Here is an 18,848-nt window from a genome sequence, read left to right on the forward strand (position 1 = left end):
CATGTCCCTCGAACCGGAGTACCTGACCTACCCCTTGCGGCGCCACGGCTACGACCACGAGCGTTACGCCTGGTCGATGCTCGGCGACCGCCCGCCGCTCCGCTGGCCCGGCGACAAGCCGTTGGCGGTGTGGATCAACGTGTCGCTGCAGTTCTACCCGCTCAATCAGCGCGGCGTGCCCTTCAAGGTGCCCAACGGTATGACCATGCCATACCCGGACCTGCGCCACTACTCACTGCGCGACTACGGCAATCGGGTGGGTATCTATCGCATGCTCGCGGCCTTCGCGCAGCGCGGCGTTCGACCCACCTGGGCGATCAGCGCCCAGCTCGCCGAGCAGACCCCCTACCTGCTGCAGCGCCTCAAGGCCTACGGCGGCGAGTTCCTGTGCCACGGCTGGAACATGGATCACCTGCACTACGGCGGCCAGGACCGCGACGAGGAGGCGGAGATCGTGCGCCGCTCGGTGAGCACCCTGCGCGAGCTGACCGGCCAGCCCGTGCGCGGCTGGCTGAGCCCGGCCAAGCACCAGAGCTGGAACACCCCGGAGCTGCTGGCCGAGAACGGCATCGAGTACTGCTGCGACTGGGTCAACGACGATCTGCCCTACCCCTTCTCCACCGAGCAGGGCGCGCTGACCATGATGCCGCTTTCCACCGAGATCGAGGATCAATTCGTGATGTGCCAGAACCTGCACTCGGAGGAGAGCTGGGCGACCCAGGTGAGGGACGCCTTCGACTACCTGCTGCAGGAGGGGCGGGAGCAGGGCGGCCGGCTGCTGGCGCTCAACCTGCACCCCTGGCTCGTGGGCCAGCCCCATCGCATCGGCTGCCTGGAGGCGGTGCTCGACCATATCGTGGGGCATGCCGAAGTGTGGCAGGCCCCGGCGGGTGAGATTCTCGACGCCTACCGGGCCCAGACCGTTAACGACTGAGGAGAGACGTCATGCCTATCGTGGCCTTTGGTAGCGGTGAGGCGTTCGAGGCGCATGTGCCGCTGGTGATCGTCGGGGCGGGCGCCTGCGGCCTGGTGGCGGCGCTTGCTGCCAAGGGGGCCGGCATGGACTCGGTAGTGCTGGAGCGCGATGCGCTGCCACGGGGCAGCACCTCCATGTCCCAGGGCTTCATCCCGGCGGCGGGGACGCGCTTCCAGAAAGAGGCGAGTGTCGAGGACAGCCCCGAACTGATGGCCGAGGACATACAGCGCAAGAACGGCCACCAGGCCGACCCGGCCATCGTGCGCGCGCTGACCGAGGCCTCCGCCGGCGTGGTGGAGTGGCTGGCCGACGCCCACGGCGTGCCCTTCGATCTGGTGGAGGGCTTTCTCTACCCGGGGCACAGTCGCATGCGCATGCACGCCACGCCGCGGCGCACCGGGGAAGAACTGATGGGCAGCCTGATGAATGCCATGGAGGCGGCGGGCATCGACCTGCTCACCGAGGCCCGCGTGATCGACCTGCACGTCGATGATGCCGGCCGGGTGGGGGGCGTGACGCTCGAGCGTCCCGACGGCAGCCGGGAGTCCATCGGTTGCGACGCCCTGATACTCGCCTGCAACGGCTACGGCGGAAATCCCGAGTTGGTGGCGCGTTACTTGCCGACCCTGAAGAATGCCCTCTACTTCGGCCACGAAGGCAACCAGGGGGACGCCTTGCTCTGGGGCGAGGCCATAGGCGCCAGCATGAAGGACCTGGGCGCCTGCCAGGGCCACGGCTCGCTGGCGATGCCGCACCAGACCCTGATCACCTGGGCGGTGATGATGCGCGGCGGCGTACAGGTCAACATTGAGGGGCGACGCTTCTCCAACGAGCACGGCGGGTACTCGGAGCAGGCGGCCAAGGTGCTGGCCCAGCCGGACGGTATCGCCTGGAACCTGTTCGACCGGCGCATCCACCAGGCTGCGCTGGAATTCGAGGACTACCGCAACGCCCATATCGCGGGTGCGGTGCGCACCTTCGACAGCCTCGAATCCATGGCTGTAACGCTGGCATTGCCGTTGGAGGCCCTGAGGGCGACTTTCGCCGAGATGCATGTCCTGGCCGAGAGCGGTGAGGCCGACGCCTTCGGGCGGCGTTTCAAGGCCTCGGATATGCTGGAGGCGCCCTTTCATGCGATCAGGGTCACCGGCGCGCTGTTTCATACCCAGGGCGGGCTCGAGGTGGACACCCAGGCGCGGGTACTGCGGCGTGATGGCTCTATATTCCCGAACCTGTTTGCCGCCGGCGGCGCGGCCCGGGGCGTTTCCGGCTCGGGTGACAGCGGCTATCTCTCAGGCAACGGCTTGCTGAGTGCCGTGGTGCTGGGGGCCATTGCGGGGCGAGAGGCCGCCCGCCAGCTTGGCTGCGACTCGGCCGCCTGAGCGCAGGCCTAGTGCGGGGTATCGGGAAGCACCAACTCCCGCGCCTCGCCCATCAGCAGTGCCTGGTTGGCCTCCAGCGCTTCGCGCAGGAAGTCCCACAGCAGGCGTACCCGCGCCAGGCGGCGCTGCTCCTGGCGGGCAGTGATCCAGAACTGGCGCACGATATCGATTTCCGTGTCGAGCACGCTCGATAGCGTGTCGCTGGTTTCCGCCATGAAGCAGGGCAGCACGGCGAGCCCGGCCCCCTGCAGGGCGGCGGCGTGCTGAGTAGTGACACTGGTGCTGCGGATCGAGAAGTGCGGCGGCGTGCCGACCACCGCTGGGTCGAGCAGCGGGTCGAGGTAGCTGAGCTGCTCGCTGAAGATCAGGTCGTCGACGTAGCCGATTAACCGATGGCCGCCCAGCTCGGCGAGCCGCACCGGGCGGCCGTGGCGCGCCAAGTAGGCCTCGCTGGCATAGAGCCGCAGGCGATAGTCGCACAGCCGCGAGATGACCAGCCCCTGGCTCGCCGGACGCTCCACGGTGATCGCCAGGTCCGCCTCGTGGCGACTCAAGTTGACCACCCGGGGCAGGGCCAGCAAGTCCAGGGTGATCCCGGGATGACGTTCACAGAAGGCGGAGAGCAGTGGGGCGATGACCCAAGTGCCGAAGCCCTCGGTCACGCCCAGGCGGATCTGGCCGCCGAGCTGGCGGTTCTGGTCGGAGAGGCTCTCACCCGCTTCGAAGGCGTGGCGGGCCATTTCCTCGGCGTGGGCGAGCAACTGCTGGCCGGCCTCGGTCAGATGGTAGCCGTGAGTGCTACGCTCGAAGAGCTGGGTATTGAGTTTTTGCTCGAAGCGCCGGGTGCGCCGTGACAGGGTTGAGTGGTCCAGTCCCAGCCGTCGGGCGGCGTCGGTCAACCGCTCGCTGCGTGCCACTTCGAGAAAGATCTGGATGTCCTGCCAGTCGAGCATGGGCCTACCCTCAAACGAAGCTGTTGTGCATTGTTGCACAAACCATGTGAAGAAGTGCCCGTTGTCAGTCTGGCAAAGGACTGGATAGACTCGAATTCATCAAGCTTCGTGTATTTCTACACAGAAAGTCTAACGTCAACCGATCCACTACAATGACGACAAAAGGACGTTGGCAAACGGACGAGCGATCCCGTCGCGCAGTCCTTTTCCAGCGCCTCCCGAGAGGAGCCAGCCATGTCCATTCGTGAAATTTCCATGTACATCGACGGCCAGGCCGTCCCGTCCCAGAGCCAGGAGTGGCGCGACGTAGTCAACCCCGCCACCCAGGAAGTGGTGGCGCGGGTGCCGTTCTGCACCGCCGAGGAGGTCGACCGCGCCGTAGCCAGCGCCAAGGCGGCGTTCAAGACCTGGCGCAAGACGCCGCTGGCCAAGCGCATGCGCATCATGCTCACGCTGCAGGCGCTGATCCGCGAGCACACCGAGGAGCTCGCCGCTTTGATCACCGAGGAGCACGGCAAGACCCTGCCCGACGCCGCCGGCGAAGTGGGTCGCGGTCTGGAGGTGGTGGAGCACGCCTGTTCGATCACCTCGCTGCAGCTCGGCGAGCTGGCCGAGAACGCCGCCAACGAGGTCGACGTCTACACCCTCAACCAGCCGCTGGGCGTGGGCGCGGGTATCACCGCCTTCAACTTCCCGATCATGCTGCCGTGCTTCATGTTCCCGCTGGCCATCGCCAGCGGCAACACCTTCGTGCTCAAGCCCTCCGAGCAGGACCCGAGCTCCACCATGCGCCTGGTCGAGCTGGCCCACGAAGCGGGCGTGCCGGCCGGTGTGCTCAACGTGGTACACGGCGGCCCCGATGTGGCCAATCAAATCTGCGATCATCCCGACATCAAGGCGCTCTCCTTCATCGGTTCCACCAACGTGGGGACCCACCTCTACCGTCGCGCTTCCGAGGCCGGCAAGCGGGTGCAATCGATGATGGGCGCCAAGAACCATTGCGTGGTGATGCCCGACGCCAACCGCAGCCAGGCCATCAACAACCTGCTGGGCTCTGCCTTCGGCGCCGCCGGCCAGCGCTGCATGGCCAACTCGGTGGTGGTGCTGGTGGGTGAAGCCAATCAGTGGCTCGAGGATATTGTCGAGGGCGCGCGCAACATGAAGGTGGGCCCGGGCACGCAGCGCGACGCCGACCTCGGCCCGCTGGTCTCACCGGCCGCGAAGGAGCGCGTGGAGCGCCTGATCGGCATCGGCGAGCAGGAAGGTGCCAGGCTGCTGGTCGATGGCCGCGGCTACCAGGTGGATGGCTACCCGGACGGCAACTTCGTCGGCGCCACCGTGTTTGCCGACGTCAAGCCGGAGATGACCGTCTACCGCGAGGAGATCTTCGGTCCGGTGCTGTGCGTGGTCAGCGTCGACACGCTGGACGAGGCGATCGAATTCATCAACGCCAACCCCAACGGCAACGGCACCTCGATCTTCACCAACTCCGGCTGGGTGGCGCGCCGCTTCGAGAGCGACATTGACGTGGGCCAGGTGGGCATCAACGTGCCGATCCCGGTGCCGGTGGCCTACTTCAGCTTCACCGGCTCGCGCGGCTCCAAGCTGGGCGACCTGGGCCCCAACGGCAAGCAGGCGATCCAGTTCTGGACCCAGACCAAGACCGTGACGGCGCGCTGGTTCGAGCCCGAGAACGTCTCCAGCGGCATCAACAGCACCATCTCGCTGAGCTGACGCCGCTACGTCGGCATCTGGCGGCCCCGCTGTGCTCAGCGGGGCCGCTTGCGTTACAAGCGAAGCGCAGCGGCACGCATTCCTGCTACAGTGGTGGCATCGTAAGGACACGATCATGGAGGCGGTGTGCTCAAACGTGGTGCGCTCGCCGGGATGCCAGCCGGCATGGCCAGTTGGATGGCCATATTTCTCTGGCTAATAGCGTGGCCGGCCCAGGCCGCCATCGATGTCACCGCGACGGGGGCAACGCCGCTCGGGCCACATGCCGAGCTGTTCGAGGACGCTACCGGTGAGCTCGAGCTCGCGGACGTCCTGGCGCGCAGCGAGACGTTGTCCTGGGCGCCTTCCGGTCAGCAGGTTATCGATATCGGCTTTTCCTCTTCGGCCTGGTGGCTGCGGTTCGGGATCGAGAACGATGCCCCCGTGCCGGTGCGCCGGATGCTCGAGCTGGCTTCGCCGCTTCCCGACTATGTCGACGTCTATGCCATCGACGGGCAGGGGCGCGTGGTCCAGCAGTGGCACACCGGCAGCCGTCGACCCTTCATGTCCCGACCTATCCGGCATCGTACCTTCGTGCTGCCGCTCTATCTGGGGCCGAACGAGACGCGTGAGCTCTACCTACGCTTGGATAGCCACGACGGACTGCTGCCCGCCGCGCCGCTCTACCTGATGAATGACGCCGAGTTTCTCGACAGGACCCAGCGCGAGCTGATGGGCTACAGCCTCTTCTACGGTGGCTTGCTGGCGCTACTGATCTACAACCTGCTGACCTTTCTCGCCACCCGGGAGCGCGCTTTTCTCTACTCGGTGTTCTACCTGGGCGCCTTCTTCCTGTTCAATTTCGGCCTGCGCGGTTTCGCCTATCAGTTCATGTGGCCGGAGAGGCCGCATCTCAACGGCCAGCTGCTGTTGCTCAGCGGCGGCCTGCTGACCGTTGCCCTGACCCTGTTCAGTGTTGAGTGCCTTGGCCTGAGGCGCCATGCGCCGCGCATGGCGAGGGGCATCGTCGTCCTGACTGGGTTGATCGTGGCATGCGTATTGCCCGCGCTGGCCAATCATTTCGCCTGGGTGCTGCGCGCATTGATACCTCTGGGTATTGCCTACGCGGCGCTGCTACTGGGTGTAGCCGCCTGGCTCGGCGTACGGCGCGACCGACTGGCGCTGATCTACCTGGCGGCCTGGACCAGCCTGCTGAGCGGAAGCGGGCTGTTTCTGCTGGGGGAGAGCGGCGTCATGGCCTATGAAGTCTCGCAATATGCGCTGGAAAGCGGCGCCGCCCTCGGTTTCCTGCTGCTGGCCTTTGGCCTGGCCGTCAGGATCAATCGCCTGAAGCGGGACAAGCTGGCCGCCGAACGCGAGACCTACAAGCTTCAGCGCTCGCTCAACCGCAAACTGGAGGACGAAGTGCAGCAGCGCACCCGCGAACTCGAGCGAGCCAACCGCAAGCTGGAGGCCATGGTGCGCACCGATCCGCTGACCGGTCTGCTCAACCGGCGCCAGTTCGAATCGCTGGTCAACGAGGAGATCCATCGGCGCCAGCGCGATGCCAAGCCGCTGCTGTTCGCCATGATGGATATCGACGACTTCAAGCTCTACAACGACACCTATGGCCACCAGGCCGGCGACGAAGTGCTGGTCGAGGTGGCCAGGCTGCTCTCGTCGCACTTTCGCCGCGCCGGGGATCGGCTGTTCCGCCTGGGCGGGGAGGAGTTCGGTATCTTGCTGGAAGCCGATTCGTTCGAGGCGGGACGCTTCGCCATGGAGCGCTTCCGGCACGACCTGCAGCAGTTGAAGATTCCCCACGAGCGCTCCCGCCATGGGGTCATTACCGGCTCCTTCGGTCTGGTTTGCTGCGACGACTACGGCCAAGTCCCCAACGCCATGGCGCTATACGAGCAGGCCGACCAGGCGATGTATCAGGCCAAGGAGGAGAGTCGCAACCGCGTGGTCACTCGCTCGCTGCTGCTGGAGGCGTGACGGAGGTCGCATGGACAGCAGGTTGACGTTGACGTTAACTGAGAAAAGGAAATAACGACAACGTCCCAGGAGAACGCCATGTCAGCTCCGATCAGCCGCTTCCCCGTGCCCGAGTCGATCCACGACCTGCACGACGATATTCGCGAGGCGATCCTTGCCGTGCAGGAGAAGGCGGGCTTCGTGCCCAACGTGTTCCTGATGCTGGCGCATCGCCCCGACGAGTTCCGCGCCTTCTTTGCCTATCACGATGCGCTGATGGAACGGGAATCCGACACCCTGACCAAGGCCGAGAAGGAGATGATCGTGGTGGCTACCAGCGCGCGCAACCACTGCCTTTACTGCGTGGTGGCCCACGGCGCGCTGGTGCGCATCTATAGCAAGGACCCGCTGTTGGCCGATCAGGTCGCCATCAATCACCGCACTGCACCGATCAGCGAGCGCCATCGGGTCATGCTCGACTTCGCTCTTCACTGCGGCCTGGAGGTGGGCGAGCTCACGGACGAATGGCAGGCCCGCCTGACCGAGGTTGGCTTCACTCTTGACGATATCTGGGATATCGGTGCCATCACCGCCTTCTTCGGTCTCTCCAACCGCCTGGTCACCCTGACGGGCACGCCGCCTAACCCGGAGTTCTACCTGATGGGGCGGGTGCCGCGGGAGAGATCCGCGAACTAGTCCCGGCACTCCTCGAGCAGCATCAGCACCGGCTCGAGCTGGCTGACGTGCAGGACCAGGACGCTATTGCCGGGTTCGTCGCCGGCGGGGCGGACCACGGCGAACTCGCCCTCTTCGAGATGAAACTCATGGATCTCGCGGGGGCCTGCCGGCGTCTGGCAATGAATGGAGCGGTAGGCGTCGTCCTCGCCGTAGGTGAGGCGGTGGTAGACCTTGAAGAATGTGTAGAGCGTGAGACCGCCACTGAAAGCCGGCCAGCGTGCGGGGATGGTGCGGGTTGGCTCGTCGAGCTCCTGGCCTGCGTCCTCGGCGGCATCGATGGCCTCGGCCAGGGGGCGAGCGAGCAGTGAGGCATCGTCTCGGGGGATCGGGGCGGCCTGCTCCAGCGCTTGGCGATAGCTGTCGCGAGCCCGATCGAGATCGGCCAGCGAGGCGATGCGATGATCCCGGTGCGCCAAGTCGGCGGGCTCGAAGCCGCCGTTCTCCCAGCCGTGTATCACCCGGAGCGTGAGGCGTTCGTTCGCCATGGGCTCGCATACCAGCGCCTGCAGCGCGATGCGTAGATGCAATTGACGTTCGGTGGTCAGGTTGTCGAAGGCGGAGTAGGGGTCGGCGAAGATGGCGTGCAGCCGCCCGGGGGCATGTTCCTTGGCTTCGGTAAACGGCATGATGGTTCCCTGCGAGGGTAGTCGTTCTGGTTATGTCGCTGTTATATCATTCTCGGGGACTCGAGGTCATATCGGCTTGACCGTTTTTTCTCTCGAGCTCGATCGACTGCCATTCACTCACTGTCGCCAGGGGAGTCTCGCTGCGGCGAGGCTGAGAGGGCGCAAGGCGCCGACCCTGGACCTGATCCGGTTCATACCGGCGGAGGAAGTGCGACATGCCCTACCTGACGTCAGCCGTGCTCGGCGCGGCGCTGCTCTGTTTCGCTCTGCTGGGCCTGAGTGCCCGCCGGACCGATGGCCCTCTCGATGATTACGTGACCGCCCGCAACTCCCAGACGGCGACGACCCTGGGTCTGTCGTTCCTGGCCTCGGGCATGGGCGCGTGGATTCTCTTCGCGCCGCCCGAGATCGGCGCCTTCGTCGGTCCCGTGGCGCTGGCCGGCTACGCCATCGGCTCGGCGCTGCCGTTCATCGTGCTGGGGCTGTATGGCCCCGCGATTCGCCGCCACCTGCCGGAAGGGCGCAGCATCGGCGAATTCGCGGAAGCCTGCTACGGCACCGGCGTGCGCCGCTGGGTGGCGCTGGTCTCGGTGCTCTACATGGCCTGTTTCCTGGCCGCGGAGCTGACCGCCATCGGCGCCATCACCGCCATGCTCTCCGAGGTGCCGCCGGCGCTGGTGGTGGTCGGCGTGGCCGTGACCACGCTGCTCTACACGGCCGTCGGTGGCCTGCGTGCTAGCCTCGCCACCGATCGCTGGCAGGCCTGGCTGTTGATCGCGCTGCTGCTGTTGGTTGGCGGGGTGGCGCTAACGCGCCTGCCGGCCATGCCGACCCAGGCCGCCATCCCGTCGCTGCCCGTCGGCAGCGCGCTCGGCGTGGCGCTGACTCTGGTGATCGCGGTCACCGCCGCCAACCTCTTCCACCAAGGGTACTGGCAGCGGGTATGGGCGGCGCGCGACGACCAGGCCCTTCACCGTGGCGCCTGGCTGGGTGGTATCGCCACGGTAGGGGTGATTGCCGCGGTGGGCGGGCTCGGCATCCTGGCGGCCATGAGCGGATTGGCGCTGGGCGAGCCGCCCATTCCGTTCTTCGCCCTGCTGGCCGAGGCGCCCGGCTGGCTGGCGCTGCCGGCATTGGTGCTGGCGGTGACGCTGGTGGCATCCAGCGTCGATACCCTGCAGAACGGCATCGCGTCGCTGGTGGTGGCGGGTGCAGGGCGTCGCGGATTCTCCATCGGAGCGGCACGCCTGGTGACCGTGGCCTTGATGGTGCCGGTGGTGATCGTGGCCCTGCAGGGGCTCTCGGTGCTGCGACTATTCCTGATCGCCGATCTGCTGTGCGCCGCCATCGTGGTGCCGGTATTGCTGGGGCTGTGGCGGCGCATGACGCCAGTGGCCGCGGTGGTGGGGGGACTGGCCGGCATGCTTGGCGCCGTGCTGCCGGGCTGGGTCGCTCAGGGCAGCCTGGCAGCCGGTGTGCTGGCGGCAAGCTTCCCGGGCAGCATCCCCACGCTGCCGCCTTTCCTTGGCGCGCTCGTCGCCTCGACGCTGGTGAGCCTGGCCGTGGCCGGCGCGGCGCCGAGCAAGCGCGCTCGCACGGTGTGAGCCGGCTTCTGGTCGGCTCGCCTGACTGCTGCTAAGTCCCGACCTACCCGCCGCACACGACAGGCGAGATCTTCGGGGCCGATCCGCCGCGCGCCAGCTCCGGCTGGCGCACCTAGTTGGGTATGCCAGTCTCGCAACCTTCGTCAACCATTACCCCGACCAAGGTCTATTCTTCTAAAAATCGTCGCGGCTTGTGGATATTTGCGTTGATTATTTTAATAGTCATGAGGTAAATATTTAACACTCAACAACGACAATCGTGAGGACGATATGACACAGGAAACCGCGACAGAACCGGGCCAACTGGCGCGCGTGCTGGCACGCAAGGACGTGCTGGCGCTTGCCTTCGGCGCCATGATCGGCTGGGGGTGGATCGTGCTGACCGGCAGCTGGATCCAGTCCGCCGGAAGCCTGGGGGCGATCACCGCCTTTCTGATCGGCGGACTGATCATCGTGCTGGTGGGCCTCACCTATGCCGAACTCGCTTCCGCCATGCCCCAGGTAGGCGGAGAGCACGTCTACAGCTATCGCGCCTTGGGCCACTTCGCCTCCTTCCTGTGCACCTGGGCGATCACCCTGGGCTACGTCAGCGTGGTGGCCTTCGAGGCCGTGGCGTTGCCCACCGTCGTCGAGCATCTCTTCCCCGGCTATGCCGTGGGACACTTGTGGACCATCGCCGACTGGGACGTGCAGGCGACCTGGGTGGCCGTCGGCGTGGCCGGCTCGGTGCTGATGATGTGGGTGAACTACGTGGGCATCCGCACGGCGGCGCTGCTGCAGAAGCTGGTGACCCTGCTGATCCTGGTGGTGGGCGTCATGTTCATCACCGGGGCGCTCTTCCAGGGCAATACCGCGACCATGGAGCCGCTGTTTTCTGTCGAGCAGGGTGTCGTGGGCGGCATCATGATGGTGATCATCATGGTTCCCTTCATGTTCGTGGGGTTCGACGTGATTCCCCAGGCGGCCGAAGAGATCAACCTGCCGTTTCGCGAGATAGGCCGCGTGTTGATGGTCTCGGTGATCATGGCGGTGTTCTGGTACTCGCTCATCATCCTCGGCACGGCCCTGATGCTGAATCCCGACCAGCTGGCTGCCAGTTCCCTGGCCGTGCCGGATGCGATGCAGGCCGTCTTTCAGGCCCCATGGGCGGGCAACTTGATGATCCTGGCCGGCATCGCAGGCATCGTCACCAGTTGGAACGCCTTCTACGTGGGTGGCTCGCGGGCGATCTACGCGCTGGCGCACTCCGGCATGCTGCCGGCCTGGCTGGGCAAGCTGCATCCCAAGCATCGCACTCCCACCAACGCCATCCTGGTGATGGGCGTTCTCTCCTCCATCGCGCCGTTCTTCGGTCGTCCGGCCCTGGTCTGGCTGGTGGTAGCCGGCGGCCTCGGCATCGTCATCGCCTACCTGTTCGTGGCGATCTCGTTCGTGATGCTGCGTCGTCGCGCGCCGGAAATGCCGCGCCCGTTCCGGGTGCGCCACGGCAAGCTGGTGGGCAGCCTGTCGATTCTGCTCTCGCTGGGTCTCATCGCCCTGTACATGCCCGGCAGCCCCTCCGCCCTGGCGCCGGTGGAGTGGTTGATGTTCGCCGGCTGGATGCTGATCGGCCTGGTGCTCTACGCCTGGTCGAGAAAGCGCTACGGCACCGCCTACAGCGACCGAATGATGATGCGCGAGCTGGCCGGCGCGGACCCCTGCTCGGGACGCTGACGCTGTTGACCCGGCATGGCCCTCGTCGACCTCGACTGTGCCTTGCAGTAACTCGAGCATTTGCCAGTGCGCCTGCGGACGGCCACCCTCAGTAGATCACCCGATCGAAACGGAGGCCGTTCCATGAGCGATCACCCTGACCCGCGCCGCCGCCACTCCGCCCCGGTGGTGGATGGTGTCGGCAAGTCGGCCAGCCGCGCCATGCTGCGCGCGGTGGGCTTCACCGACGAGGATTTCACCAAGCCCCAGGTGGGGATCGCCTCCACCTGGAGCATGGTCACGCCCTGCAACAGCCATATTCACGAACTCGCCGAGCGGGCGCGCGACGGTGCCGACGAGGCCGGCGGCAAGGGAGTGGTATTCAATACCGTCACCATTTCCGACGGCATCGCCAACGGCACCGAAGGGATGAAGTACTCGCTGGTCTCGCGGGAGGTGATCGCCGACTCCATCGAGACGGTGGCCGGCTGCGAGGGCTTCGACGGCCTGGTGGCCATCGGCGGCTGCGACAAGAACATGCCGGGCTGCGTGATGGGACTGGCGCGGCTGAACCGGCCGAGCGTGTTCGTCTATGGCGGCACCATCCAGCCGGGACGCAACCACACCGACATCGTCTCGGTATTCGAGGCCATGGGCGCCCACTCGCGCGGCGACATGGACCTGATCGAGCTGAAGCAGATCGAGGAGACGGCGATTCCCGGTCCCGGCTCCTGCGGCGGGATGTACACCGCCAACACCATGGCCTCGGCCATCGAGGCGCTGGGCATGAGCCTGCCGGGCAGCTCGGCCCAGGAGGCTGTGTCGCAGGCCAAGCGCGCCGACTGCGAGGCAGCGGGGGCTGCAGTGCTCGAGCTGCTCGAGCGCGACATCAAGCCCAGCGACATCATGACCCGCGAGGCGTTCGAGAACGCCATCACCGTGACGATCGCTCTGGGCGGTTCCACCAACGCGGTGCTGCATCTCATTGCCATGGCCAGCACCGTGGGCGTGCCGCTCACGCTTGCCGATTTCACCGAAATTGGCCGGCACGTGCCGGTGGTGGCCGACCTGCGTCCCAGCGGGCGCTACATGATGAGCGAGCTGGTGGCGATCGGCGGCATCCAGCCGTTGATGAAGCGGCTGCTCGATGCGGGGCTGCTGCACGGCGACTGTCTCACGGTCACCGGCCGGACGTTGGCCGTGAACCTGACCGGGGTCGACGACTACCCCTTGGACCAGGACATCGTGGTGCCGCTGGACCGGCCCCTCAAGGCCGAGAGCCACCTGCGCATCCTCTACGGTAACCTGGCGCCGGAGGGGGCGGTGGCCAAGATCACCGGCAAGGAGGGCACGCGCTTCTCCGGCACCGCACGGGTGTTCGGCTCCGAGGAGGAGGCGCAGGCACGCATCAACGACGGCAGCGTGGTGGCCGGCGACGTGGTGGTGATCCGCTACGAGGGGCCGCGGGGCGGACCCGGCATGCGCGAGATGCTCACGCCCACCTCCGCCATCATGGGACGCGGGCTCGGCAGCGACGTGGCGTTGATCACCGACGGCCGTTTCTCCGGCGGCAGCCATGGCTTCGTGGTGGGGCATGTCTCGCCCGAGGCCTACGACGGCGGCCCGCTGGCCCTGGTGCAGGATGGCGACCTAATCACCATCGACGCCGAGGCCGACACCCTCGAGGTCGAACTCACGGACGAGGAGTTGATGCGCCGGCGCGCCGCCTGGCGCCGCCCACCGCCGCGCTATGCGCGCGGCGTGCTGGCGAAGTACGCCCGCACGGTGAGTTCGGCCAGTACCGGCGCCGTCACCGATCTCCTCGAATGATGGTGGCACGGCGCGTTTGGCAATGCCCGGGGTCTTGGCTAGGTTGAGGGTGCGCAACGTGAGCGCGTCATTCCGATAGCTGAAGGCAACGGCAAGGAGGCAACATGCCCAAGAGCGGACCCAAGCAAGCCCGAATCGAGCCGATCCGTGATGCCGAGGACATCAACCTGCCGGTCACCGGCTGGCATGTGATCGACGAGACGGACCCCGACAACGAGATCGTCGTCTCCGAGCACGAGACGGAGGTCGAGGCCCTCAAGGCGGCGGAAGAGTACGAACAGCGCGAGGAGTGAAGAGGGCGGCTATCGACCGGACACAAACAGACGCCTCGTCCATTGACGAGGCGTCTGCGGTCGGGATTCATGCATGCCGAGGCGCGTTCAGTAATTCACGGCGCCATCCGGATCGATGCTGCGATAGACGAGGCGTAGCTCATCGATAGAGAGGTGCTCTAGGCGTCCTGCCAACAGATCGCTGATCTTTTGCGCCGGTAGCCCGGCGCGGCGAGCAATCTCGCGGCAGCCTAGGTCGGATACGGCGATCAGCCGTGTGACGATACGCATGAGGCGTGTACGTTTTTCCAGGTCCCTGACATCGAGGTCAGGGCATCTTCGCGGGGGGTCGAGGAGTTCCGCGCTGGTGGTATGACGTGCCGTACTCATGATGCTCCAGTGGGCGATTGCGACACACACACTATGGGGGCATTTCGGCATTTTTGCCAGTGTCGTTTGGCGACTTTTTCGCGTTGCCTCGAGAGCCGTGGCCGGTTGCGTCGAGCCGCGGCAAGAGCAGCCTGAAGCGGCCGCGCAGTGTGGCGATCACGCCCCTCCAGGTGCCCGCAACTTGCCGCTTGCGGGCTGGTCGGTCAGATGAGGACCGCCGACCTTTGTGGAATTGCTAATATTTCCAATAACGTAGAAAGTATCGATTAGCCCCTCGACGCAGGGGCGTGCTAGTTTTTGATAAGTGCGCGGGCTTCGCCCCGTGCGCCATGCGACTTCTACAACCACAAGCAATCCGGTTTCAGGACGGAGGAAATCCATGCGAGCTCTCAAATACGCTGCAGCCGCTTCGCTGTTGGCCGTGGCCCCGCTGGCGAGCGCCCAACAGCTCTCCATCGCTACCGGCGGTACTGGTGGTGTCTACTATCCGATCGGTGGCGGTTTCGCCGAGATCATCAACGATCATCTCGAAGGTTACGAAGCAACTGCCGAGGTGACCGGCGCCTCGGTCGAGAACATGGGCCTGATCATGCGCGGCGACGCCGACCTGGCCCTGGTACTGGCCGATACCGCGATGCAGGCCTACGAGGGCAGCGGCGATTTCGAAGGCCGCCAGATCGAGAACACCCGCGCGCTGGCGTCCGTCTATCCCAATGCCGTGCAGCTGGTAGTGCTGGCGGATTCCGACATCGAGTCCCTGGAAGACCTGAAGGGCAAGCGCGTCTCCGTCGGCGCACCGGGCAGTGGCACCGAGCTCAACGCCCGCGCGCTGCTGGAAGCCAACGGCATCACCTACGACGACATCACGCCGCAGCGCCTCAATTTCAACGAGACTGCCGACGCCATTCGTGACGGCGACATCGACGCCGGCTTCTGGAGCGTGGGACCGCCCACCAGCTCGATCCTCAACCTGGCCGCCACCCGCGACATCCGCCTGATCGGTCTCTCCGACGAGGAGATCGCCAACGCCCAGGAAGAGGAGCCGGTCTTCGCTGCCTACGAGCTGAGCGAAGGGATGTACGACGGTATGGACGAGCCGGTGCAGACCATCAGCATTCCCAACGTGCTGGTCGTGAATGCCGACATGGACGAGGAGCTGGCCTACAACCTGACCAAGCTGCTTTATGAGCGTATCGACGACCTGATCGCGGTGCATCCGGCGGCCAACGACACTACCGTCGAGTTCACCATGGAGTCGACGCCGGTGCCGCTGCATCCGGGTGCGATCCGCTACTACGAAGAGGTCGATGCCGAGATCCCCGACAAGCTGCGTCCGTGACACGCAGCCGCGGCAAGGGGTGTGACGCATGAGCGTCGCATCGCTGTCGAGCTTGGCAAGGAAGCGCATGGCAGGGTGGGCGATGACGTCCGCCCTGTCGTCGTGTTGCCGGCCGTATAATGCTTGGCTGCAACGCCTGCTGGCAGGCGGTATCGCCGGCTGGCTCAGCCTGGCCGCCATGGCGGACGGCTCCATCGAGGGGGCGACGCTGGCCGTGCTCGATGCGTCGGGCGAGACCATGGTCGAGATTCCTCTCAAGCCCGGCATGCGCTGGTGCCTGGGCTGGAATCACTCGGTCAAGAAATTCCCGGTGCTCGACTGCTATCGCTACCAACAGGGACGGATGGTGCTGGAGCGCAGCCATCAGCCCGATTTCGCCGCTGGCCTGGGGCATACCCTGGGGCGTGGCGAACAGGTTTCCGACGGGCGGGGTGGCTACTGGATCGAAAATATTGATGAGCCCGTACCCGGTGACCGTTATACGCTGCGGGTCGGTTCGCCAACCGTCGACCATCGTCTGCTATGGCAGTCGGAAGGGGACGAGCACAGGGTCAGCCTGAGCGAGTTGGCCGCCGGCGAGCGCGTCATCCTACAACTACGCAAGCCTGAAGACCTGAGCAAGCCTGAAGATCCAGGCAAGCCTGACGACGTCTGACGAGGAATCCGATGAACGAATCCACCAGCCCGCCCGTGACGATGCCCGGGGGTAATGCCATTCAGCCGCGCTTCGTGCTATGGCTGATCACCATCGTGGCGGTGGGGCTGTCGCTGTTCCAGCTCTATTCGGCGGGCATCCAGCCGCTGGGTCTGTTCTATCAGCGCGGCATTCACCTGGCGCTGGTCATGATGCTGGCCTTCCTGATGTTTCCGGTGTTCGGCCCTAGCCGCAAACGCGGCGTGCTTGGCTGGGCGATCGATATTGCCTTCTTCAGCGGTGCCGTCATTACCGGCGGCTACCTGGTCCTCTATCTGGACGAGATCGTCAGTCGCGCCGGTTTCTGGAGCGAGACCGACATCCGTGTCGCCATCATCGCCACCGTCACCGTGCTGGAGGCGAGTCGGCGCGCGGTGGGCCTGGGCATGACGGTGATCGGCGCGCTGGCCATCGTCTACGCCTTCGCCGGGCCCCGCGGCGAGCTGCCCTGGCTGGGCGAATGGCTGCCAGGCATCATGGGCCATCGCGGCTACGGCCTGGACCGCGTGGCCGGCCAGCTCTACTTGGGGCAGGAGGGCATCTTCGGCCTGCCGCTGGGCGTGGCGGCCACCTATATCTTCATCTTCGTGCTGTTCGGGGCCTTTCTCGAGAGCACCGGTGCCGGCAAGTTCTTCATCGACATGGCTTACGCCGCCACCGGTCGCCAGCGCGGCGGCCCGGCCAAGGCGGCAGTGCTCGCCTCGGCGGGCATGGGGTCGATCTCCGGTAGCGCTATTGCCAACGTGGTGACTACCGGCGCCTTCACCATCCCGCTGATGAAGCGCCTGGGCTACAAGCCGCACCAGGCCGGTGGCATCGAGGCCGCCGCTTCCACCGGCGGCCAGATTATGCCCCCGCTGATGGGGGCCGGCGCCTTCCTGATCGCCGAATACACCAACACACCCTATCTGGATGTGGTCAAGGTCAGCATCCTGCCGGCGATCATGTACTTCGCTACCGTCTATTTGTTCGTGCATATCATCGCGCTCAAGCAGGGCATGCAGGGCATGGCGAAGAGCGAATTGCCGCAGATGCGCGACGTGATGCGCGAGGGCTGGCATTTCCTGCTGCCGCTGGCGGTGCTGGTGTGGCTGCTGGTGATGAGCATGTCGCCGATGCGCGTGGGCTTCTACGCGGTGGTGACCATGGTGGCAGTGGCGGTGCTGCGCTATGCGTTCTGGTTCCTGTTCATCGCGCCGCGCCAGGGGCAGAAAGTGACGCTGGCGAGCATTCGCGGTGTGATCTGGGCCGGCCTGGTCAAGCTGGTCGAGGGGCTCGAACTCGGTGCGCGCAACGCCGTGGCCGTTTCCATGGCCTGCGCCGTGGCCGGTATCATCGTCGGTGTGGTCGGCCTGACCGGGCTGGGGCTCAAGTTCTCCTCGATGATGATGGCGTTCTCGGGCGGTAACCTGCTGCTGGCGCTGCTGCTGGTCCTGCTCGCCAGCCTGGTGCTGGGCATGGGCCTGCCGGTCACCGCCAGCTACATCGTGCTGATCGTACTGGTGGGGCCGGCGCTGTCCAACGAGTTCGGCGTGCCGCTGCTGATCGCCCACCTGGTGGTGTTCTGGTACTCGCAAGATTCCAACGTCACGCCACCGATCGCCCTGGCCGGCTTCGCCGGTGCGGCGATCGCCGGCAGCAAGCCGATGGAAACGGGCATACAGGCGTGGAAGTTCGCCAAGGGGCTCTACCTGATTCCCGTATTCATGGTCTACAACCCCGAGATCATCATGGGCGGCCCGGTGCTGGTCGTGGCCTGGAACGCGGTCATCGCAATCCTGGCGCTGTGCGCCTTCGCCGCAGCGCTGGAAGGCTACCTGTTCACGCGCATGTCGTGGTTGCCGCGCATCGCCATTTCCGCCGCCATCGTGGCGGTGTTCTATCCCAACCTGATGGTGGAGGCGGCCGGCGTGGTCGTGATGATCGTGGCCATCGGCGGCAACTGGCTGGCCAGCCGGCGCGAGGTCGGCGCCACCGGTACCGGCCCGGCCTGAGCCGAGGGTCGGCCACTTGGGGTGTGGCTGGCTGTCCGGTTGGTCAAGATGACGGCGCCTGCGGGCGCCGTTAGAATACTTGCCCTTCGATTTCGCGTCGTGTCTGTCGCGCCGCCTTTCAGCGTCACTACGGGAGCCGTACATGCAGTCCTCCAACCAGCAGCCGCGCGTCGGCGTGATCATGGGATCGAAATCCGACTGGCCGGTCATGGAGCATGCAGTAGCAATGCTCGAACGTTTGGGGGTGTCTTACGAGACGCGCGTGGTGTCGGCCCACCGCACGCCGGACCTGCTGTTCGACTACGCCAGGTCCGCCGCCGGGCGCGGCCTGCAAGTGATCGTCGCCGGTGCCGGCGGTGCCGCCCACCTGCCGGGCATGGTGGCGTCCCAGACGGCGCTGCCGGTACTCGGCGTACCGGTGGAGTCCAAGGCGCTCAAGGGGCTCGACTCGCTGCTCTCGATCGTGCAGATGCCGGGCGGCATCGCCGTGGGGACGCTTGCCATCGGCAAGGCCGGCGCCACCAACGCCGGCCTGCTGGCGGCGCAGATCGTCGGCCTACAGGACGACAAGGTGCGTGCCGCCGTCGAGGCCTTCCGCGCCGAGCAGACGCAAGCCGTGCTCGACAACCCCGACCCCCGTCCCCAGTCCTGATTGAGCGACGAATGAG

16 protein-coding genes and 1 riboswitch are annotated in these 18,848 nt (G+C 65.9%); of the genes, 13 read left to right on the top strand and 3 right to left on the bottom strand.

What is annotated here, in order from left to right:
* Position 1 precedes the first annotated feature (1 nt).
* Together CYJ07_RS12065 and CYJ07_RS12070 are read left to right on the top strand one after the other, a co-directional pair.
* On the top strand, positions 2 to 934 hold the full coding sequence (locus CYJ07_RS12065; protein WP_104203947.1) for a polysaccharide deacetylase family protein: 933 nt from the start codon (positions 2 to 4) through the stop codon (positions 932 to 934).
* 11 nt (positions 935 to 945) lie between these two features.
* Positions 946 to 2,358, top strand: coding sequence for an FAD-dependent oxidoreductase (locus tag CYJ07_RS12070; protein WP_104203948.1), 1,413 nt, complete (start codon positions 946 to 948; stop codon positions 2,356 to 2,358).
* 8 nt (positions 2,359 to 2,366) lie between these two features.
* Here CYJ07_RS12070 and CYJ07_RS12075 read toward each other — a convergent pair whose 3' ends face one another.
* On the bottom strand, positions 2,367 to 3,311 hold the full coding sequence (locus CYJ07_RS12075; RefSeq protein WP_104203949.1) for a LysR family transcriptional regulator: 945 nt from the start codon (positions 3,309 to 3,311) through the stop codon (positions 2,367 to 2,369).
* Between the two features lie 234 nt (positions 3,312 to 3,545).
* Here CYJ07_RS12075 and CYJ07_RS12080 point away from each other — a divergent pair, with 234 nt between their 5' ends.
* From CYJ07_RS12080 to CYJ07_RS12090, 3 genes are all read left to right on the top strand, one after another.
* On the top strand, positions 3,546 to 5,045 hold the full coding sequence (locus tag CYJ07_RS12080; protein WP_104203950.1) for a CoA-acylating methylmalonate-semialdehyde dehydrogenase: 1,500 nt from the start codon (positions 3,546 to 3,548) through the stop codon (positions 5,043 to 5,045).
* 126 nt (positions 5,046 to 5,171) lie between these two features.
* On the top strand, positions 5,172 to 7,022 hold the full coding sequence (locus CYJ07_RS12085) for a diguanylate cyclase (protein WP_156085497.1): 1,851 nt from the start codon (positions 5,172 to 5,174) through the stop codon (positions 7,020 to 7,022).
* A 78-nt stretch (positions 7,023 to 7,100) separates the two neighbouring features.
* The gene (locus CYJ07_RS12090; protein ID WP_104203952.1) at positions 7,101 to 7,697 is read left to right on the top strand and encodes a peroxidase-related enzyme; all 597 of its coding nucleotides are present in this window, start codon (positions 7,101 to 7,103) and stop codon (positions 7,695 to 7,697) included.
* On the opposite strand, the gene CYJ07_RS12095 is transcribed toward CYJ07_RS12090, so the two are convergent.
* Positions 7,694 to 8,365, bottom strand: coding sequence for a hypothetical protein (locus tag CYJ07_RS12095; RefSeq protein WP_104203953.1), 672 nt, complete (start codon positions 8,363 to 8,365; stop codon positions 7,694 to 7,696). The genes CYJ07_RS12090 and CYJ07_RS12095 overlap by 4 nt on opposite strands.
* Before the next feature lie 118 nt (positions 8,366 to 8,483).
* A riboswitch (TPP riboswitch) is annotated at positions 8,484 to 8,591 on the top strand.
* Here CYJ07_RS12095 and CYJ07_RS12100 point away from each other — a divergent pair.
* The 4 genes from CYJ07_RS12100 to CYJ07_RS12115 all read left to right on the top strand — a co-directional run bounded on the left by CYJ07_RS12100 (position 8,581) and on the right by CYJ07_RS12115 (position 13,784).
* On the top strand, positions 8,581 to 9,969 hold the full coding sequence (locus tag CYJ07_RS12100; RefSeq protein ID WP_104203954.1) for an SLC5/6 family protein: 1,389 nt from the start codon (positions 8,581 to 8,583) through the stop codon (positions 9,967 to 9,969). Its footprint overlaps the riboswitch before it by 11 nt.
* Positions 9,970 to 10,239: 270 nt before the next feature.
* Complete coding sequence (locus CYJ07_RS12105; protein WP_104203955.1) at positions 10,240 to 11,682, top strand: APC family permease; 1,443 nt, start codon at positions 10,240 to 10,242, stop codon at positions 11,680 to 11,682.
* A gap of 123 nt (positions 11,683 to 11,805) precedes the next feature.
* Positions 11,806 to 13,491: a dihydroxy-acid dehydratase gene (gene ilvD / locus CYJ07_RS12110; protein ID WP_104203956.1), complete on the top strand. Its 1,686-nt coding sequence runs from the start codon at positions 11,806 to 11,808 to the stop codon at positions 13,489 to 13,491.
* 104 nt (positions 13,492 to 13,595) lie between these two features.
* Entirely contained in the window at positions 13,596 to 13,784 is a 189-nt protein-coding gene (locus CYJ07_RS12115; RefSeq protein ID WP_104203957.1) for a hypothetical protein, read from the top strand.
* Between the two features lie 87 nt (positions 13,785 to 13,871).
* Here the strand turns inward: CYJ07_RS12115 and CYJ07_RS20745 are convergent, their stop codons facing one another.
* Positions 13,872 to 14,204, bottom strand: coding sequence for an XRE family transcriptional regulator (locus CYJ07_RS20745; RefSeq protein WP_331280932.1), 333 nt, complete (start codon positions 14,202 to 14,204; stop codon positions 13,872 to 13,874).
* Positions 14,205 to 14,532: 328 nt separating this feature from the next.
* Here CYJ07_RS20745 and CYJ07_RS12125 point away from each other — a divergent pair, with 328 nt between their 5' ends.
* From CYJ07_RS12125 to purE, 4 genes are all read left to right on the top strand, one after another.
* Positions 14,533 to 15,492, top strand: a complete 960-nt coding sequence (locus tag CYJ07_RS12125) for a TAXI family TRAP transporter solute-binding subunit (protein ID WP_104203959.1) — start codon at positions 14,533 to 14,535, stop codon at positions 15,490 to 15,492.
* Positions 15,493 to 15,520: 28 nt separating this feature from the next.
* Entirely contained in the window at positions 15,521 to 16,147 is a 627-nt protein-coding gene (locus CYJ07_RS12130; RefSeq protein ID WP_331280933.1) for a DUF1850 domain-containing protein, read from the top strand.
* 11 nt (positions 16,148 to 16,158) lie between these two features.
* Positions 16,159 to 18,180: a TRAP transporter permease gene (locus CYJ07_RS12135; protein WP_104203960.1), complete on the top strand. Its 2,022-nt coding sequence runs from the start codon at positions 16,159 to 16,161 to the stop codon at positions 18,178 to 18,180.
* 142 nt (positions 18,181 to 18,322) lie between these two features.
* On the top strand, positions 18,323 to 18,832 hold the full coding sequence (purE, locus tag CYJ07_RS12140; RefSeq protein ID WP_104203961.1) for a 5-(carboxyamino)imidazole ribonucleotide mutase: 510 nt from the start codon (positions 18,323 to 18,325) through the stop codon (positions 18,830 to 18,832).
* Positions 18,833 to 18,848: the final 16 nt, after the last annotated feature.

The sequence above is a fragment of the Billgrantia saliphila genome, assembly GCF_002930105.1.
Classification (GTDB): Bacteria; Pseudomonadota; Gammaproteobacteria; order Pseudomonadales; family Halomonadaceae; genus Halomonas; species Halomonas saliphila.

Bases quoted from the DNA above. Each gene is read 5' to 3' on its own strand.
- CYJ07_RS12065 (WP_104203947.1), top strand. From the start codon at position 2: ATGTCCCTCGAACCGGAGTACCTGACCTACCCCTTGCGGCGCCACGGC.
- CYJ07_RS12070 (WP_104203948.1), top strand. From the start codon at position 946: ATGCCTATCGTGGCCTTTGGTAGCGGTGAGGCGTTCGAGGCGCATGTG.
- CYJ07_RS12075 (WP_104203949.1), bottom strand. From the start codon at position 3,311: ATGCTCGACTGGCAGGACATCCAGATCTTTCTCGAAGTGGCACGCAGC.
- CYJ07_RS12080 (WP_104203950.1), top strand. From the start codon at position 3,546: ATGTCCATTCGTGAAATTTCCATGTACATCGACGGCCAGGCCGTCCCG.
- CYJ07_RS12090 (WP_104203952.1), top strand. From the start codon at position 7,101: ATGTCAGCTCCGATCAGCCGCTTCCCCGTGCCCGAGTCGATCCACGAC.
- CYJ07_RS12095 (WP_104203953.1), bottom strand. From the start codon at position 8,365: ATGCCGTTTACCGAAGCCAAGGAACATGCCCCCGGGCGGCTGCACGCC.
- CYJ07_RS12100 (WP_104203954.1), top strand. From the start codon at position 8,581: ATGCCCTACCTGACGTCAGCCGTGCTCGGCGCGGCGCTGCTCTGTTTC.
- CYJ07_RS12105 (WP_104203955.1), top strand. From the start codon at position 10,240: ATGACACAGGAAACCGCGACAGAACCGGGCCAACTGGCGCGCGTGCTG.
- ilvD (WP_104203956.1), top strand. From the start codon at position 11,806: ATGAGCGATCACCCTGACCCGCGCCGCCGCCACTCCGCCCCGGTGGTG.
- CYJ07_RS12115 (WP_104203957.1), top strand. From the start codon at position 13,596: ATGCCCAAGAGCGGACCCAAGCAAGCCCGAATCGAGCCGATCCGTGAT.
- CYJ07_RS20745 (WP_331280932.1), bottom strand. From the start codon at position 14,204: ATGCCGAAATGCCCCCATAGTGTGTGTGTCGCAATCGCCCACTGGAGC.
- CYJ07_RS12125 (WP_104203959.1), top strand. From the start codon at position 14,533: ATGCGAGCTCTCAAATACGCTGCAGCCGCTTCGCTGTTGGCCGTGGCC.
- CYJ07_RS12130 (WP_331280933.1), top strand. From the start codon at position 15,521: ATGAGCGTCGCATCGCTGTCGAGCTTGGCAAGGAAGCGCATGGCAGGG.
- CYJ07_RS12135 (WP_104203960.1), top strand. From the start codon at position 16,159: ATGAACGAATCCACCAGCCCGCCCGTGACGATGCCCGGGGGTAATGCC.
- purE (WP_104203961.1), top strand. From the start codon at position 18,323: ATGCAGTCCTCCAACCAGCAGCCGCGCGTCGGCGTGATCATGGGATCG.